18 protein-coding genes are annotated in these 17325 nt (G+C 36.9%); 10 read left to right on the top strand and 8 right to left on the bottom strand.

Features of this window, described 5'->3' with window-relative positions; genetic code table 11:
- The first annotated feature begins 73 nt into the window (after positions 1-73).
- The 4 genes from OR571_RS08425 (at position 74) to OR571_RS08410 (ending at position 2935) form a co-directional block, all read left to right on the top strand.
- Entirely contained in the window at positions 74-403 is a 330-nt protein-coding gene (locus tag OR571_RS08425; RefSeq protein ID WP_282242401.1) for a DUF3889 domain-containing protein, read from the top strand.
- A 148-nt stretch (positions 404-551) separates the two neighbouring features.
- Positions 552-809, top strand: coding sequence for a hypothetical protein (locus tag OR571_RS08420; protein WP_282242376.1), 258 nt, complete (start codon positions 552-554; stop codon positions 807-809).
- Positions 810-1227: 418 nt separating this feature from the next.
- A complete protein-coding gene (locus OR571_RS08415; protein ID WP_282242375.1) occupies positions 1228-1653 on the top strand; it encodes an SRPBCC family protein in 426 nt (141 codons plus the stop codon).
- A 142-nt stretch (positions 1654-1795) separates the two neighbouring features.
- Complete coding sequence (locus OR571_RS08410) at positions 1796-2935, top strand: zinc-dependent alcohol dehydrogenase (RefSeq protein WP_282242374.1); 1140 nt, start codon at positions 1796-1798, stop codon at positions 2933-2935.
- A gap of 74 nt (positions 2936-3009) precedes the next feature.
- On the opposite strand, the gene OR571_RS08405 is transcribed toward OR571_RS08410, so the two are convergent.
- Both OR571_RS08405 and OR571_RS08400 read right to left on the bottom strand, forming a co-directional pair.
- On the bottom strand, positions 3010-3456 hold the full coding sequence (locus OR571_RS08405) for a hypothetical protein (RefSeq protein WP_282242373.1): 447 nt from the start codon (positions 3454-3456) through the stop codon (positions 3010-3012).
- A 163-nt stretch (positions 3457-3619) separates the two neighbouring features.
- Positions 3620-4810 (bottom strand): MFS transporter, encoded by a 1191-nt coding sequence (locus OR571_RS08400; RefSeq protein WP_282242372.1) that lies wholly within the window; start codon positions 4808-4810, stop codon positions 3620-3622.
- Positions 4811-5294: 484 nt separating this feature from the next.
- On the opposite strand from OR571_RS08400, the gene OR571_RS08395 reads away from it, so the two are divergent.
- From OR571_RS08395 to OR571_RS08385, 3 genes are all read left to right on the top strand, one after another.
- On the top strand, positions 5295-5483 hold the full coding sequence (locus OR571_RS08395) for an SE1561 family protein (protein ID WP_282242371.1): 189 nt from the start codon (positions 5295-5297) through the stop codon (positions 5481-5483).
- A gap of 216 nt (positions 5484-5699) precedes the next feature.
- On the top strand, positions 5700-7229 hold the full coding sequence (locus OR571_RS08390; RefSeq protein ID WP_282242370.1) for a fumarate hydratase: 1530 nt from the start codon (positions 5700-5702) through the stop codon (positions 7227-7229).
- 145 nt (positions 7230-7374) lie between these two features.
- The gene (locus OR571_RS08385; protein ID WP_282242369.1) at positions 7375-9273 is read left to right on the top strand and encodes a heavy metal translocating P-type ATPase; all 1899 of its coding nucleotides are present in this window, start codon (positions 7375-7377) and stop codon (positions 9271-9273) included.
- Positions 9274-10052: 779 nt separating this feature from the next.
- Here OR571_RS08385 and OR571_RS08380 read toward each other — a convergent pair.
- Together OR571_RS08380 and OR571_RS08375 are read right to left on the bottom strand one after the other, a co-directional pair.
- Positions 10053-11021 carry a YihY/virulence factor BrkB family protein gene (locus OR571_RS08380; RefSeq protein WP_282242368.1) on the bottom strand — a complete coding sequence of 323 codons (969 nt, stop codon included), beginning with the start codon at positions 11019-11021 and terminating at the stop codon, positions 10053-10055.
- 24 nt (positions 11022-11045) lie between these two features.
- Positions 11046-11420, bottom strand: coding sequence for a YtxH domain-containing protein (locus OR571_RS08375; RefSeq protein WP_282242367.1), 375 nt, complete (start codon positions 11418-11420; stop codon positions 11046-11048).
- A 149-nt stretch (positions 11421-11569) separates the two neighbouring features.
- On the opposite strand from OR571_RS08375, the gene OR571_RS08370 reads away from it, so the two are divergent.
- A complete protein-coding gene (locus OR571_RS08370; protein ID WP_282242366.1) occupies positions 11570-11791 on the top strand; it encodes a DUF1128 domain-containing protein in 222 nt (73 codons plus the stop codon).
- Between the two features lie 55 nt (positions 11792-11846).
- On the opposite strand, the gene OR571_RS08365 is transcribed toward OR571_RS08370, so the two are convergent.
- The 4 genes from OR571_RS08365 to motA form a co-directional block, all read right to left on the bottom strand.
- The gene (locus OR571_RS08365) at positions 11847-12755 is read right to left on the bottom strand and encodes a pseudouridine-5'-phosphate glycosidase (protein WP_282242365.1); all 909 of its coding nucleotides are present in this window, start codon (positions 12753-12755) and stop codon (positions 11847-11849) included.
- Positions 12752-13852, bottom strand: a complete 1101-nt coding sequence (locus OR571_RS08360; RefSeq protein WP_282242364.1) for a PfkB family carbohydrate kinase — start codon at positions 13850-13852, stop codon at positions 12752-12754. The genes OR571_RS08365 and OR571_RS08360 overlap by 4 nt, the downstream gene beginning before the upstream one ends.
- A gap of 109 nt (positions 13853-13961) precedes the next feature.
- On the bottom strand, positions 13962-14729 hold the full coding sequence (motB, locus tag OR571_RS08355; protein WP_282242363.1) for a flagellar motor protein MotB: 768 nt from the start codon (positions 14727-14729) through the stop codon (positions 13962-13964).
- Positions 14713-15516: a flagellar motor stator protein MotA gene (gene motA, locus OR571_RS08350; RefSeq protein ID WP_142540213.1), complete on the bottom strand. Its 804-nt coding sequence runs from the start codon at positions 15514-15516 to the stop codon at positions 14713-14715. The genes motB and motA overlap by 17 nt, the downstream gene beginning before the upstream one ends.
- 193 nt (positions 15517-15709) lie before the next feature.
- Here motA and OR571_RS08345 point away from each other — a divergent pair, with 193 nt between their 5' ends.
- Both OR571_RS08345 and OR571_RS08340 read left to right on the top strand, forming a co-directional pair.
- Positions 15710-16942 (top strand): aminopeptidase, encoded by a 1233-nt coding sequence (locus OR571_RS08345; protein ID WP_282242362.1) that lies wholly within the window; start codon positions 15710-15712, stop codon positions 16940-16942.
- 90 nt (positions 16943-17032) lie between these two features.
- Positions 17033-17167 carry a hypothetical protein gene (locus OR571_RS08340; protein ID WP_268238284.1) on the top strand — a complete coding sequence of 45 codons (135 nt, stop codon included), beginning with the start codon at positions 17033-17035 and terminating at the stop codon, positions 17165-17167.
- Positions 17168-17325 lie beyond the last annotated feature (158 nt).

The following is a 17325-nucleotide window of genomic DNA, read 5'->3' as shown; positions in this document are numbered from 1 at the left end:
CTGCTTTTAGCATATATATTGAATGATTTTCAGCAAATTACTCATCCTATTAAAAAAGGAGATGAGATTAATGATGCTAAAAACATTGATGGCTGTTGGAATTTTTATTGCAGGCAATACAGCACTAATATATATTCCAACTGTTGTTCCTGCACTTCAAACAACTCCTTCCTATGCTAAATGGGGACAGCTTGCTATAAAAGAGGCACAATCCAAATATCCCGGTGCGAATATTATTGACTACCTGCATGAAGGTAGCGAATCTAAACACGATTCAACAGTTGAAAAGTTCAAGCTTTGGTTAAAAGAGGGTGACCACGAATTCGGTGTTTTTGTGAGAATCGAGTATAGTACTATAACTGAGAAGGTGGTAAATATTGAACTGCAAGAAACTTCGAGATAACCATCTAAATAGATCCATTATATAAAAGGTTGACCTAATAGTTGGTTAACCTTTTTATTGATTCATTCAGTTTTTACATAAGCACTTCTTGATAGGCATATGATTAAGTGAAGTTGGTTATTTTCTTATATCGGAGGTTATTTTGTTCATGACAAATAATGAGAGCATTAATCAAAATAATCAAAATTCCAATAAAGCAATAAGTGCAGCTGAGCTTGCTGTCTTAGGCGAATTAGTATCAACATTCGGCGATGTGATATCTACTATTTCAGCCGTGCTCGCTTTAGAAGAAGAAAGAAAAGAACAAATGGACAATAACAATTTGCAGAAACAGATAGATTATTTAGCCAATGAAGTAAAAAAACTAAAAAAACAAGTGTACAATGAGAAACCAAAACGTTTTTAGATGTTTTTTAGCTTAGCGCAACTTTTTAAGCCATACTCACAACTGTCCATGACCGTTTAAAATATTATTGTGGTTTTCTCCTCCTCTATAATTCTTGACTCACATTAAGTAACCCCTTTATTTAAAAAAGTTGTTTTCGAGGGTTAGTTTGTTGTTCTCCTCAATTTCTAAACTTTAATCATTTAGAAACTATAATTTATATGGTTTTTAGCTCGGCGAACACTCCGAGAAATTTAATACTAGAAGGCTAAATCACAACGTATGCTGTTAACTATCAATAACTTTTAGGAGCATTGGACTTGCTAAAGAAATCTGGTAGACCTTTTTTGGTTTTCGCTGTATAAGTTGAGAGGCACTATGCTACTATATGACTATCAACACAAAATATAATAAAATCTATAAAGTAAGGTGGATAAAAATGGCAAGCGAACTCAATTCAAAAGTTACAGTGGAAGCAATAGTACATGCACCAGTAGATAAGGTTTGGAATCATTGGACGAAGCCAGAGCATATAACTAAATGGAATAGTGCTTCAGATGATTGGCATACACCATCTGCTGAAAATGACTTACAAGTCGGAGGTAAATTTTCTTCCCGAATGGAAGCGAAAGACGGAAGTTTTGGATTTGATTTTGGCGGTGTGTATGATGAAGTTAAATCAAATGAGTTCATCGCTTATACATTAGGCGATGGAAGACAAGTTGAAATATCTTTTATCACTCAAGATAACAACACGAAAATTATAGAAATATTTGATGCAGAATCAGAAAATCCCATCGAAATGCAGCAGCAAGGTTGGCAAGCAATATTAAACAATTTTAAAAAGTATACAGAACAACAATAAGAATAAGGGCAATCAAGACTTTCATCGTCTTGACTGCCCTTATTTATATTTTTATATATAATAATAACTAATTTAAATGAATATTAGTTTTTTATATAAAATGGTAAAGAATAAGGAGAAAGCAATTTGAGGAGGAGATTTTTTGAAGGCAGTAACATACCAGGGAGCTAAAGATGTTGAGGTTAAAGAAGTACCGGATGCAAAGCTAGAAAAAAAAGATGATATAGTCGTTAAAATTACTTCAACGGCCATTTGTGGATCTGATCTTCATATTTATAGAGGCGCCATTCCTACTCACAAAGACTACGTCATCGGTCATGAGCCGATGGGTATCGTCGAAGAGGTTGGACCGGATGTAACAAAAGTGAAAAAAGGAGATCGTGTGGTGATTCCATTTAACGTATCCTGCGGGGAGTGTTTTTATTGTCAAAACGATTTGGAGAGTCAGTGTGACAATTCCAATGACAATCCAGCAGTGGATTCGGGAGGGTATCTTGGATTTACAGAGCGATACGGCAATTATCCAGGTGGACAAGCCGAATATTTAAGAGTTCCATATGGAAACTTCATGCCTTTTGTCATTCCTGAATCTTGTGAATTAGAAGATGAGTCGTTACTATTTATATCAGACGTTCTCCCGACTGCCTATTGGAGTATCGAAAACTCTGGTATGAAATCTGGAGATACTGTTGCGGTGCTTGGATCAGGTCCTATCGGATTAATGGTCCAAAAATTTGCATGGATGAAAGGTGCTAAGCGAGTTATTGCGGTAGATCATCTTCCTTATCGTCTTAATCACGCGGTCAAAATGAATAAAGTAGAAGCGTATAATTTTGATGAGTTCGATAATATGGGAAGTCATATTAAGGAAATCACAAACGGTGGAGTCGATGTGGTCATCGATTGTGTAGGGATGGATGGAAAAATGAATCTCATGGAAAAGGTTGAGCAAAAACTGAAGCTTCAAGGCGGGACATTGAGTGCCATTGATATTGGCTTAAACGCAGTTCGTAAGTTTGGAACTATCCAACTAACGGGTGTTTACGGTTCATTGTACAATATGTTCCCTCTCGGTAATATCTTTGAACGCAATGTAACACTTAAAATGGGACAAGCACCCGTTATCCACTATATGCCGAAGCTATTTGATATGATCAACCAAGGTGAGTTCGATCCAAGAGAAATTATTACACATAGCGTTCCTTTAAGTAAAGCTAGTGATGCCTATCGAATTTTCCATGATCATGAGGAAGAAAGTATTAAGTTCATCTTAAAACCGTAAGTAAAATATTGAATTCTAAACTAGGAAAGCGTTGAATACCAGACGTTCATTTCAAACTGGTATTCAACGTTTAATCATTCATGACTAGCTCCATTGGAGGTTTTACTAAATAATCCACTCATCAGCGTTATTCCTGTTACTATGGCAGGAATTCCATAGGTATTTATCTTCATCAACCATTGTGGGAAAGGTACTGAAAAATTATTAGAGTCTTGTGCGATGCTTTGTACGAATGTAATAGCAACTGGAAGATAAATAGAAATGACAAAAAAAGGTATAGTCAAACAAATGAAAAACGACCAGTTCCATTTAAATGTCCACTCTTTGATAAAAAGTATAGAAAGATAGATTCCTAATAATAAATTAGCAATAAATTGGAACCAAACAATAGGAAGCATTTGAAATGTAGTTGCCACATGATTTTTCACCTGAAACTCTAGCCTATAAGTAATCATCAATAAAACAATTAACCCAATAGTCCATATTAATTTCCAAACATATGGAGACCAATTTTTACGCAAGATATTTCCTCCTTTCCATATAATTTCCTTACAAATATCATATACATATTCACATGCATTTGCACCCCTACTTATTTCACTTTTCAGAATACAATAAAAAATCACTACAAATTGTTCTCTCCTTTTAAGAGACCCAAATCTGTAGTGCTTTATTTATTGCATACTAAGTTGTTTCCTGCAGCTTTCGATTCTTTTGCGGATTGGCAAAAAAGATAATACACGCTAGTGTTCCAAGGAGAACCGCAACTAATACTAAAAAGCTAACTCCTTCGAAAACTTGGATAAACAGACCACCTAAAAATGGACCAGAAAGACTTCCAATACTAAAAGAAATTCCACACATCAAATTACCAGTTGGGAGAAGTGCCTTTGGCGTTAAATCTGCCATATAAGAAATGCCAAGTGAAAATGTGGATCCAACAAACATACCCGCTATGAAAAAGAGGGTACCTATTATTAAAGAGGAGTTTTCGAAAAAGCTGGCTATTCCAAAGGTCAATGATCCTAGACCTATCATAACCATCAGTACTTTTCGTCTTCCTATTTTGTCGCTTAATACACCAAGCGGTAATTGCGAGACAACTCCTCCTATTGAAAAGGCTGCCAATATGTACGATAAGCTAGTTACCTCTATAGAATTACGTAGTGCATAAACCGGGTAAATGGCATTAAGTGATGATTCTAAAAAACCATAGCTAAATGGTGGTATAAATGCCACCCAAGCAACTGCTAAGGCTGCACCAAAACGTTTCCACGTTCCTCCTTCATGAGCAGAAGCACCTTTAATAATCTCTGGTTTTTCATTTTTCACAAAGAAAATAAGTACCCATGCACCTAAACAAAGAATGCTGGAAATAATAAACGGCAGTCCTTCGAAAATTTCTACTAGTTGGACAAACAAAGGGCCAACAGCAAACCCGACTCCAAAAGAAAGACCATAAATAGCAATATTTCGTCCTAAACGATGCTGAGGTGAAAAGCTCGTAATCCACGTCTGTGTAGAAAAATGAAGGGCATTATCGCCAATCCCTATAAATAATCGCAAGACAAACCAAAAAGCGACACTTTTCCATAAAGGAAAAAGTAATAAGGAAACAATAACGATTAAACCACCTGCGATAATAATCGGCTTATAACCAAATTTACGTAGAGGCGGTTCAATAAATGGGGATATCAATAATGTTCCAACGTAAAGACCAGTTGCACTTAACCCATTTATCATCGGGCTTACTCCGTCTTGCTCAAATATAACCGATATAAGTGGCAATAACATTCCTTGTGAAAAACCTGATATAGATACAATTGCTACAAGTATCCAAAACCTTTTTCTTTCAATTGCTGTAAACTGTTGCATACATTACCTCATTAATATATTTAAATTATTCTATTCAGTAGTGTATCAGACAACAGCCATACTTCCTATAAAGAATTTGTTATAACTCACTTCGTTTACTTAATTTCTTCCTTTATTCTGTCAAATACTATATGAATTCAGTTGTTTCAATCAACAACAAAAGGCTCAGTCTATATCCACTTAAGATTGACTGAGCCTTTTACATATAACTAATATCCTCTTGAGTAATCATAACTGCATTTTCAGCGTATTTGCCGGTGAAATGTCTGAATCCCCTCCTTCTTATTGAATGAATGGTTTCTCGACTATTCACTACGCCCTCCCTTCTATGTATGGGTTGTAAAGATTATAACATTAAAATTAAATAATGTAAATATTCAAAATTAATAAATTACAAATTTGACACCTTCGTCCTATCTTTTCTTTTCATTTTGTTTTATTCTTATCATATAAAGTGAAACTTCAACCAGAAAGGTGTTTTTCTGTGGGTAAACAAATTTCAAATCCAGAACAACAAGTATCTTATTTAAAAGATCGACTACAAATGTTTTTAGAAGTATTAGACACAATTGAGCCTGAGTCAACTGAAATAGAAGATATCGACCGTCTAATTCAAATGATGGATGATTTAGAGTTGAAAATGGAACAGTTTAAAAATACAAAATTTGAATAACTGGAAAGAAGCTTGGAATGCACTATTTCTAAGCTTCTTTTTTATGGAATGAAAAGGATACGCTCGGTTACATGAACCTTTTGCTCGTTCACCATTCCTTATTCACACGTACGCTTGTCATAATTGAATCCCAAGCGAACTGCCCTTTTGTAAATAGAAATATAATAGTATACTAAAAAGTGTTTGGAACTCATACATAAAAGGAGCGTTTACACCATGCAATTGGAGCAATTGGAAAAAAGTATTTATGATTTAATTACTGAAACATCTACAAATTTACCAAAAGACGTTCGACGGGCTATAAAAAAAGCAAAGGCAGCAGAAAATGCTGGTACACGAGCTGCAATGAGTTTAGATACTATTACAAATAATATTCAAATGGCAGATGACAATGTTTCACCTATTTGCCAAGACACCGGTCTTCCGACATTCAAGATTAAAACACCGATTGGCGTAAACCAATTGGAGATAAAAGCAGCGATTAAACGTGCGATTGTAAGCGCTACAAAGGATGCAAAGCTTCGTCCAAACTCCGTAGACTCCCTAACAGGAGCAAACAGTGGGGACAATCTTGGAGAAGGCGTTCCTGTTATTAAATTCGAACAATGGGAAAAAGATTATATAGAAATGAAGCTCATCCTAAAAGGTGGTGGCTGTGAAAACAAAAATATTCAATATAGCCTACCTACTGAATTAGAAGGTTTAGGCCGTGCTGGACGTGATTTAGATGGAATTCGTAAATGTATTTTACATTCTGTATACCAGGCTCAAGGACAAGGATGCTCTGCAGGTTTTATTGGCGTAGGGATTGGTGGAGATCGATCTTCTGGATATGATCTTGCAAAAGAACAATTATTTCGTCACGTAGAAGATACAAATCCAAATCCAGACCTTGCTAGTTTAGAAGCGTATATTGTAGAAAAGGCAAATACATTAGGAATCGGAACAATGGGATTCGGCGGCGAAGCAACTTTACTTGGTTGTAAAATTGGGGTTATGCACCGTATTCCGGCAAGTTTCTACGTATCTGTTGCGTATAACTGTTGGGCATACCGTCGTATGGCGATTAATATCCACCCAACTACTGGCAAAATTATCGAATGGCACTACCAAGACGGAGAAAAGATTGAATTTAAAGAAGAAACAACAGAAGAAGCACCTAAAAAAGTAGTGGAACTTCAAGCTCCTATTACAGAGGAACAAATTCGTTCTCTTCAAGTTGGAGATGTCGTGTCTATTACTGGACGTATGTATACTGGTCGCGATGCAATTCACCATCATTTAATGAGCCATGATGCACCAGTGGATCTAGATGGGCATATTATTTACCACTGCGGTCCTGTGATGCAAAAAGATGAAGAAGGTAAATGGCATGTTCGTGCAGCTGGTCCAACAACATCTATCCGAGAAGAGCCATACCAAGGCGATATTATGAAAAAGTTTGGTATTCGCGCAGTAGTCGGTAAAGGCGGCATGGGTCCGAAAACACTTGCTGCTTTAGCAGAACATGGTGGGGTTTACTTGAACGCTATCGGCGGAGCAGCTCAGTATTATGCTGACTGTATTAAAGATGTTGAAGGCGTTGATTTAATGGAATTTGGTATTCCAGAAGCGATGTGGCATTTACGTGTAGAGAACTTCACTGCCATAGTAACGATGGACTCTCATGGGAACAGCCTTCATGCAGATGTAGATAAATCTTCCTTAGAAAAATTAGCGAACTATAAAGAACCAGTTTATAATTAATCTAATCTGTTGACGATTTACTCCCCTTACATTATAATGATTATAAATTAGTAACGAATATAAAATGGATTTCTACTCAGAAATCCATTTTTGCTATTTTATACACTCAAATAAGAGTGAAACTCATTATCAAGGAGGGTATTAAATGTCCACTATTCATGAATTTATACAAAGAAAACCACTCACTCAAATAATAATTCCCCATGTAGAATTAGTAGCTGCCCTGTTTTCAGGAATACTTATTTTAATTGCTTGGTTAGCTGGAAACGAAACATTTTCTATCATTCTTTATATACTGGCATTTGTAATCGGCGGATTTGCTAAAGCAAAAGAGGGTATTGAAGCAACGATACGGGACAAAGAACTGAACGTCGAAATGCTCATGATTCTAGCCGCTATTGGTTCCTCAATTATTGGCTACTGGACAGAGGGAGCTATTTTAATATTCATCTTTGCAGTAAGTGGTGCCTTAGAAACTTATACAATGAATAAAAGTAATAAAGAAATTTCCTCTTTAATGGAGCTCCAACCCGAAGAAGCATGGAAGCTTAAAAGTGACGGCACAACGACTCGCGTTTCTATTAAAGAACTTACATTAGGGGATCATTTAGTTGTAAAACCGGGAGAACGGATTCCAGCTGATGGAATCGTTCTGCGTGGAGCAACGTCCATTGATGAAGCAGCAATTAGTGGTGAATCAATCCCTGTATCAAAGCATGTAAACGATGAATTATTCGCTGGTACAGTCAATATTAGTGGCGCAATTACAATGGAAATGACAAAAGCAAACGAAGATTCCCTTTTCCAAAAAATTATTCAGTTAGTACAATCCGCTCAAGACGAAAAATCACCTGCTCAGCAATTTATCGAAAAATTTGAAGGTACTTACGTTAAAGTGGTGCTCATTGTAGTAGGTTGTATGCTATTTCTTCCACACTTTTTGCTCGATTGGGATTGGAACACTACTTTCTACCGAGCAATGGTTTTATTGGTCGTTGCATCCCCCTGCGCACTAGTTGCTTCTATCATGCCAGCAACACTTTCGGCTATTTCAAATGGAGCAAAAAATGGTATTTTGTTTAAGGGTGGCGTTCACTTAGAAAACGTCAGTGAAATGAAAGCTATCGCACTCGATAAAACCGGTACTTTAACACAAGGTAAACCAATCGTGACTGATTTCCTCACTCGGGAAGATCTAGATTTTAATGAGACACTAACTACTTTAGCAACGATTGAAGCGCAGTCCAATCATCCTTTAGCGCAAGCTATTACAGCCTATGCAAAAAAGAATGGGATTGAACAACTGCCTTCTCTTCCAATTGAAGATAAACCTGGATTCGGCTTACAAGCCAATATAAACGGTCAAACGATAACCGTTGGAAAACCTCAATTCGTCAATAAAGAAGATGCACTCGCATTCCATCATGGCATAGCAGAAAAATTAGCAGCAGAAGGAAAAACCGTGATCTTTATGCGCGATGAAAAAGGAATTGCAGCTGCTGTTGCATTAAAAGATACGGTACGAGAGGAAGCAAAAGAAGCGATAAAACTCCTCCACTCTTTAGGCATTAAAACAGTTATGCTTACAGGAGATAACGAAACAACAGCAAAAGCAATCTCCAAAGAGGCGGGTATCGATCAATATTATGCGGAATGTCTTCCAGAAACAAAAGTCGAACAGATGAAAGTTTTATTGAAAGAGTATAAATTCGTAGGAATGGTCGGAGATGGGATAAATGACGCGCCTGCTCTTGCGACTGCAACGACAGGATTCGCAATGGGTGAAGGAACAGATGTAGCACTTGAAACAGCTGATGTTGTACTAATGAAAAATGATTTATCTAAGATTGGTTATGCGGTGAAAATGTCACGTAAAATGCAACGAATCGTGAAACAAAATATTGTATTTTCTCTTTCCGTTATAGCTGTACTCATCATTTCCAACTTCCTACAAGTAGTAGATTTACCATTAGGTGTTATCGGTCACGAAGGAAGTACAATCTTAGTAATTTTAAATGGGTTAAGAATGTTGAATAGAAACTAAAAAAGCGCTAAAGCGTCTGTCTCTGGCTCAAGATGATAATGGGAATTACCAAACATAATTGGGAAACTGTGCGGTAAATTAAATTGCTCTATTAGTGTCCGTTATGATTTTCACTGCAGTCGTACGCTTTCCGCCGGGTGTGCGATGAGCCATTCCCTCCGCTTAGGGCGTCGTTGGAATGGCTCATTTTGCTCTCTCATCCGGCAGGAGTCGACGCCTGAAGCGAAAATCAATGGTAATTGTTTACTTATCAGAATCCCCCATTACCACTAAATAGTTGAGTGAGACAATATCCACTATGAAACACGACAAAGCTTATTTCGAAAACGACAAAGCTACCACTGAACGCGACAAAGTTAGCAAGTGGAAGCCTTATGGAAAATAATCACCGTTAGTGCTCTATTATTATTGCCTTCTCACTCCAAGCTAACTTGTTTTAGGAAAATTGGTTGCTCTCAGGGGTCATTTGGTTGCTGTAAGACTGCAACTTGTTGCTCTTAACATTCGTTTGATTGCACTTAGACTAGAGTTGGTTGCTTTCGAGACTTTTTGATTGCCCTTTGCCATTTATTGGATATACTTATTCTGCCACTACATTATTGGAGGGATTTAGTGTGGTGGGGCGAGACTCCTGCGGGAAAGCGAGGCAGATGAGACCCTGCAGTCGCTCGCCCGCGGAAAGGGAAGCGCCACCCGCCGTGCTAAATCCAAGCGGTCACTTTCTTCCACTCACTACGTCGTTACTTCCCTATATCATGAACAAAATAAAAGCAGAGGGATTAATCTTTTCCCTCTGCTTTTTCTATTGCTATTTTTCTTTCCTGCGTAACGGCATTTATTTGACCGCCAACTAATAGCATGATTCCGGATATATATAGCCACAACATAAGCACGATGATTCCACCGATACTGCCGTAGGTGGAAGAATAATTCCCAAAATTGCTAACATAGTATGAGAAACCTAGTGATACGATGATCCAGCCTACAGTTGCAAATATTGCTCCTGGAAATACACTACGTAAAAACAGCTTTTGGTTTGGGACAATCCAATATAATGCAGTTAGAACAATGAGCATAATGATTGGAGTAATGGCCCACCTTAGACTATTCCAAAGTTTTACAAAACCGTCTTCAAAGCCAAAATAAGAAAATAATATAGTACCTATCTGTTGTCCAAACACTGGTAAGACTAGCATTACGGCAAACAATACTATCATAATTAAAGTAAAGACAACCGATAAACCACGTACGATAAAAAATGGTCTTGTTTCGTCTAAATTATAGGATCTATTTAATGACTTAACAATTGCATTCATACCATTGGAAGCTGACCAAATGGTACCTATTATCCCGATGGACAACAATCCACCGTTTCGAGTCAGCAAAATGTCTGAAACAGTATCCTCAATGAGAAGATATACATCCTGTGGAGCGTAATTTTCTAGAAAACGAAATACTTGTGCTTCGTCTAAATTTAAATAAGGTAATAGGGTAACAATAAAAATAAGTAAGGGAAATAAGGATAATAAAAAGAAATAAGCAAGTTGAGCCGCCAATCCTGTTATATCTGTTTTTTGGATATGTACGATTAAATGTTTGAAGTATCCTTTCCATGTTGTTAAGTCTTGGGACTCTTCTATCTTTTTATCCTTCTTTTTCATATTAAGAAACTTTAATTTATTAAACCAATTATCAGAGGAGGAAGAATGCGCCTTCAAATTATGCTCTTGTTCTTTTTCGGGGTCCATTCTATCCCCTCCTTTCATTAAAATTTATTGCTTCACGATAAATTCTTCTGATTCAGGGTCCACAATGGATTTATATTCCTCTTTCGATTGGGCAAATGCTTCCTTCGTATCCGTTAGTAACGTTTTGACTTGAGGAGTCATTTCTTTTACTTCATTTACTTTTTGCGATATGTAAGTCGCATCCGAATTAATTTGTTCATAAAATGATTTCCATTTCGTTACTTGTTCCTCGAGAGTCGCTTTCAGCTCTTGTCTATTTGTACTGTAGTATTTTATTTGGCGTCCCAGACTATTCGTTTTTTGGACAACTGCATTTCTTGTCTTATTATCTAACATCGTTAATGCACCACCAATAAGTGCACCACATACAACGCCTTTTACAAATTTACTCTCACTCATCTCATTACCTCCGTTATATAAGTTAATATAAATTAATTATACCCCCGACTCGGAGGAATAAAACAAAGTATTTTATAATCTTCTTGACTCATCCTCTCGCTTCCCATTAACATTGGAAATAAGAATGTAGGAAAGGCAGGATAACAAAGATGAATTTATCAGAACCTTCTGCGGAGAATGTAGCATACATGATTGAAACGATAAAAGAAAAACTTCGTATGGTAAACGTAGATGCAATGAAATCAGAACATTTTAATGCATCTCAATATGAAGATTTAGTCTATTTATATGAAATGGTGAAAAAAAGAGATTCTTTTAGCCCAAGTGAAATGCAAGCGATCGCCGCTGAACTTGGAAGTTTACGTAAATAAAAAATTCCTTCCCAATAAAACGTTGGGAAGGATTTTTTTGTGTGACTTGGTTAATTTATTTATTTAATTCAACTGCGATTTGAGCTCCGACTCTTGCATTGTTATACACAAGCTCAATATTCGATTCTAATGATTTACCTTCTGTTAACTCTTTTACTTTGCCAAGTAAGAAAGGTGTTACATCTTTCCCTTTAATGCTGTTTTCCTCTGCTTCTTTTAACGCTGTGTGGATGATGTCATTGATATAAGCTTCATCTAATGAGAATTCTGCTGGGATTGGGTTTGCAATAATTGCTCCTCCGTTTAATCCTAGTTCCCATTTCACTTTAAGCATATCCGCTACTTCGTTTGGTTCGTTTAAACGGAAGTTAGCAGCAAATGGGCTTGTTGCTGTATAGAATGCCGGGAATGCATCTGTTCCAAAACCTACTACTGGCACTCCTTTTGTTTCTAGATATTCTAAAGTTAAACCGATATCTAAAATAGATTTTGCACCAGCACATACAACTGCTACATTTGTAGAAGCAAGTTCTTCTAAGTCAGCAGAAATATCCATAGTCGTTTCAGCGCCTCTATGTACGCCACCAATTCCACCTGTTACAAACATTTTGATCCCTGCAAGTTCCGCACAAATCATCGTAGTTGCAACTGTTGTAGCGCCAATTTCTTTAGAAGCTACTACATATGCAAGATCCCTTCTTGATGTTTTTCTTACATTTTTACTTGTAGCAAGTGTTTCAAGATCTTCATTTGAAAGACCGATTTTAATCTCGCCATCCATAATAGCAATTGTTGCTGGAACTGCGCCATTATCACGAATAATTTGTTCTACTTTTTTAGCCATTTCTACGTTTTGTGGATAAGGCATACCATGTGAAATGATTGTTGATTCTAATGCTACGATTGGTTTCCCTGCTGCCATCCCTTGTTCTACTTCTTGTGAATATGTTAAATATTGTTTCATAATTTATATTCCTCCATTTCATTTTTTAAACCGATTTTTGTAAGTTCTGTACGAACCGTTTCAGCAGACTGAAGCGTTTTATTGGCGTTGACCATCCCCGTTTGTACCGCTTCGGTTATCTCTACGCCTTCTAACCACGCATGTAATGTTCCAGCTACAAATGCGTCTCCTGCTCCAGTTACATCTACAATGTCGTCTGCATGTATTGCTGGGGCTATAGTTGTTTCAATTTGCTGACCAGCAAATACAACACCTTTACTACCACCTGTTACAACCACTTGTTTTATCCCTTTTTCTACGAATAGCTCTGCTGCTTTTTTCCATGAGAAATCATCTTCTATTGTCATGTGGAAATAAGTTTCTGCCTCATCTTTATTTGTTATTAACCATTCAATTCCATCTAAAGACTCCGGCATTCTGTTCATCTTCGGAGAAGAAACCGGAATAATAGCGAGTGGTATTTTATAGCCTATTGATATGGTTTGTACATATTCAATGACATCTTTTGGACAATTCATATCAATGATTAGCAGCTGAGCTTTCGTTAAATGTGTCTCCTGTTTCTTTAAATACTCTACTGTGAATTGATCGTAAATGTCCATGTTTGCTAAAGCAAACAACATCTCTCCATGTGTGTCTAGAATTGCAGAGTAAGTCCCTGTTTGATAATTTGATAATTTTTCAACGGAAAATAAATTCATCCAAGGGCTTGAAGCTTTCTCAATGGATTCATATTCCATGTCATTGCCTACTACAGTAAGCATGCGTACACTATGACCTAATCTCCCTAAATTTTCCGCAATATTCCTTGCAACTCCACCGATACTCTGTAAGCTCGTCGTTGGATTGGACGTTCCCATTTGCAAGTCGCTTTTCACTATATATTTTCTGTCTACATTCGCTCCGCCAATACAAATAATTTCTTTGTTTTCGGGTAAAATATAGGCTCTTCCAGTGATCTTTCCAGTTTTAATAAGACCAGAAATAATATTAGCAACAGCAGGTCTAGACATTTGTAATTCATTTGCAATTTCTAACTGAGAAGCGTATGGATTCTTTTTAAGATAGTTCAAAATCTTAACTTCTTTTGAGTCCAATTCATTTCCTCCTTTCCTGCGATAATGAACTTTTGTTTTAATTATAAACTTTTGTTTGAAAAAGTCAAAAGAAAACTGACAACAAAAAATTAGTTGTCAGTTAGTAGTATTACTGTGGAGAGTCATTTAATGTACCGTCTTCTAATACACGTGGTTGAATAAGTACTTCGACTCTTCTATTTTGAGCACGACCTTCCGCAGTATCATTGGAAGCTACAGGTCTGAATTCACCATATCCCTTCGCACTAAAATATAGAGGGTCGATCGTATTATTTTCTACTAAAATTTTCAAAAAGTTAACAGAACGCATAACACTTAGTTCCCAGTTAGATGAAAATTCACTGCTTGATATTGGAATATTATCTGTATGTCCAGTAATAACAACGTTTCTAGGCGGATCAAATATAAGAAGATCCGATATATCTTCCGCGATTTGTCGATACTCTGGCTTTACTTCTGCTTGTCCCATCTCAAATAATATATTATCTCGAATAGTAACGAGCAAACCTTCATTTGTTAACTTTGTAGCAAATTGCTTTTCTAGTGCATTCACTGCAATATATTCATCGACGCTATCTTGAATACCAGCTAAGGCTTGTTGGTCTTCTATATAGGCAGAGCTTTCCTCTGACTCATTTGTTTGATTTGGCACTACTGGTACATCTAAAGGAGACGGATTGTCCATAAAGCCTGTCCCACCATCGAATATTTGATCAAATACTTGTGACATCTTCTCCAATTTTTGTTGATCTACTGTGCTTGCAGCAAAGAGTACGATGAACAAGGCTAATAATAATGTTAGAATATCGGCATATGGAATAAGCCAAGATTCGTCCATATGCTCTTCCTCTTTATGCTTTTTACGCTTCCTTGCCAAGGCCATCCTCCCCGCTTCCACCTAAAATTTTCTTGCGGTCCGCCATCGACAAATAAGAAGCTAATTTTTGTTCAATAACACGAGGGGAATCTCCTTCCAATACGGAAAGAATACCTTCTAACATCATCGTCTTTTGACGAACCTCTTGTTTGGACTTTCGCTTTAATTTATTTGCAAATGGGTGCCAAATTACATAACCTGTGAAAATCCCCAAAAGCGTTGCAACGAACGCCGCCGAAATGGCATGACCTAATTTTTCAATATCATTCATATCCTTTAAGGCAGCGATAAGACCGATAACCGCACCCAGTACTCCAAGTGTCGGTGCATAAGTTCCTGCTTGTGAGAATATTGAAGCCCCTCCAGCATGGCGATCTTCTAATGCGTCAATTTCTTCGGATAATACATCTCGAATATAATCCGCATTTTGACCGTCAATGGCTAATGTTAAACCGTTTTTCAAAAAGGGATCCGTAACCTCAGTAGACTTACTTTCTAAAGCAAGCAACCCTTCTCTACGAGCTAAATCCGCCCAACTAGAGAACATCTTAATAATTTCTGCATCTGACTCTAATTTATCATCTTTAAAGAGTACCCCAAAAAGTTTAGGAACTCGTTTTAATTCACTCATCGGAAATGCGATAACAACTGCTGCAACAGTCCCAAAAATAATGATGAAAATAGCAGCTGGATTTAAAAGTGCGTCCGGTGTAACTCCTTTAAAAAACATCCCTACTAATAAGGAAACTATAGCAATTATAAGACCAAAAACCGTAGATTTATCCAATCTCGTAACCTCCACATTCTATTTCTTTACTTTATTTCGGCAAAATTGTCGAAGTTTGAATATAAAACTTTCTTTTTCATTGATATAAACCTATTAATAGTGAACAATTTTCTACTTTTTTAACTCCAATGTATATTGTCATAGCATTCAAAAAACTGATACTATGAATTATGTATAGAAAGGGTGAAGGAAAATGTCTTTGTTCAATCAAAAACTAGAAAAATATGCTGCTTTAGCAGTAGAGGTTGGGGTAAATATTCAACCAGGTCAGAAGTTATACATTGCGGCTTCAATCTATAGTGTAGAGCTTGTCCGATTAATTACGAAAAAAGCTTATGAAGTTGGAGCAGCTCAAGTATTTGTAGACTTCTCAGATGATGAGATTACACGCTTACGTTACGAGTTAGCTCCAAAGGATTCTTTCGACTATTATCCTTCTTGGAAGGTACAAGAACGAGAACTATTAGCTGAAGAAGGCGCTGCATTTATGAGCATTATGAGCCAAAGCCCAGATCTATTAAAGGGAGTGGACACAGCTAAAATTGCAGCTTTCCAAAAAGCTACAGGGCAAGCATTAAGTAAGTATCGTCAGTACGTACAATCAGATAAAATCAGTTGGACAGTAATCGCCTCCCCGTCAAAAGATTGGGCTAGTAAAGTATTCCCAGAGCTAGCTGAAGAAGAACAAGTACCAGCCCTATGGGAGGCTATTTTCAAAGCAGTTCGTGCGGATTTAGAAGACCCAGTCGAAGCATGGAAAGAACATGATACGCTTTTACATGCAAAAGTAGATTACTTAAATAATAAAAACTATCAAAAACTCCATTATACTGCTCCTGGAACAGATTTAGTTATCGAACTTCCAAAAGGACATCTATGGTGTGGGGCAAGTAGCGTAAACGAAAAAGGCGCAAACTTCATGGCAAATATGCCAACAGAAGAAGTATTTACAGTTCCTTTAAAAACAGGTGTAGAAGGATATGTTGCAAGCAGTAAGCCATTAAGCTATGGCGGGAATATTATTGATAATTTTACAGTCACTTTTGAAAAAGGTCGTATTGTAAAAGTAGAAGCAGAAGAAGGTCAAGAAGTGTTGGAAAATCTTGTTGCTACTGACGAAGGCTCTCACTATTTAGGAGAAGTAGCGCTTGTACCGCACGATTCACCAATTTCTAACTCTAATTTACTATTTTATAACACATTATTTGATGAGAATGCTTCTAACCATTTGGCTATGGGAAGTGCATACGCTTTCTGTATCGAGGGTGGGAAGAAAATGAGTCGTGAAGAGCTCGCGGAAAATGGATTGAATGAGAGTATCACACATGTAGACTTTATGATTGGTTCAGACAAGATGGACATAGACGGCATAAAAGAAGATGGATCTACAGAACCTATTTTCCGCAATGGTAACTGGGCGTTCTAGTTAGACGTATTGGCTTCTAAATATTTCTTCTTACTTTTTCACGTCAACTAAGCTATAATGATAGTATCATAACTAGTGAGGTGTTTAACAATGGGCTTATTCACAGTTACCGTTCTTGGTTTTGCAGTATGTATAGGAATCTCAGGATATGCAATTATTCATTACTTCGCTAAAGGCATGAACACACACGATGCAATCCAAGTAGATCCAAAACCTTCTAAATAATACAAACAACCGCATTTTATGCGGTTGTTTTTTTGTTTCTTATTATTAAGTAAGAATAGGTAGTGCAACAAGATTATCGAGAACTATCCTATATTACAAATCCAAAATTGGATACTTCCTCATTTTTAACTAAATTAGATGTCATTACGTCTCTTTTT

This window comes from Psychrobacillus sp. NEAU-3TGS, from assembly GCF_029955155.1.
GTDB lineage: Bacteria > Bacillota > Bacilli > Bacillales_A > Planococcaceae > Psychrobacillus.
Note: the sequence above shows the minus strand (reverse complement) of the source record. Positions and strands in the feature narration are given on the sequence as shown.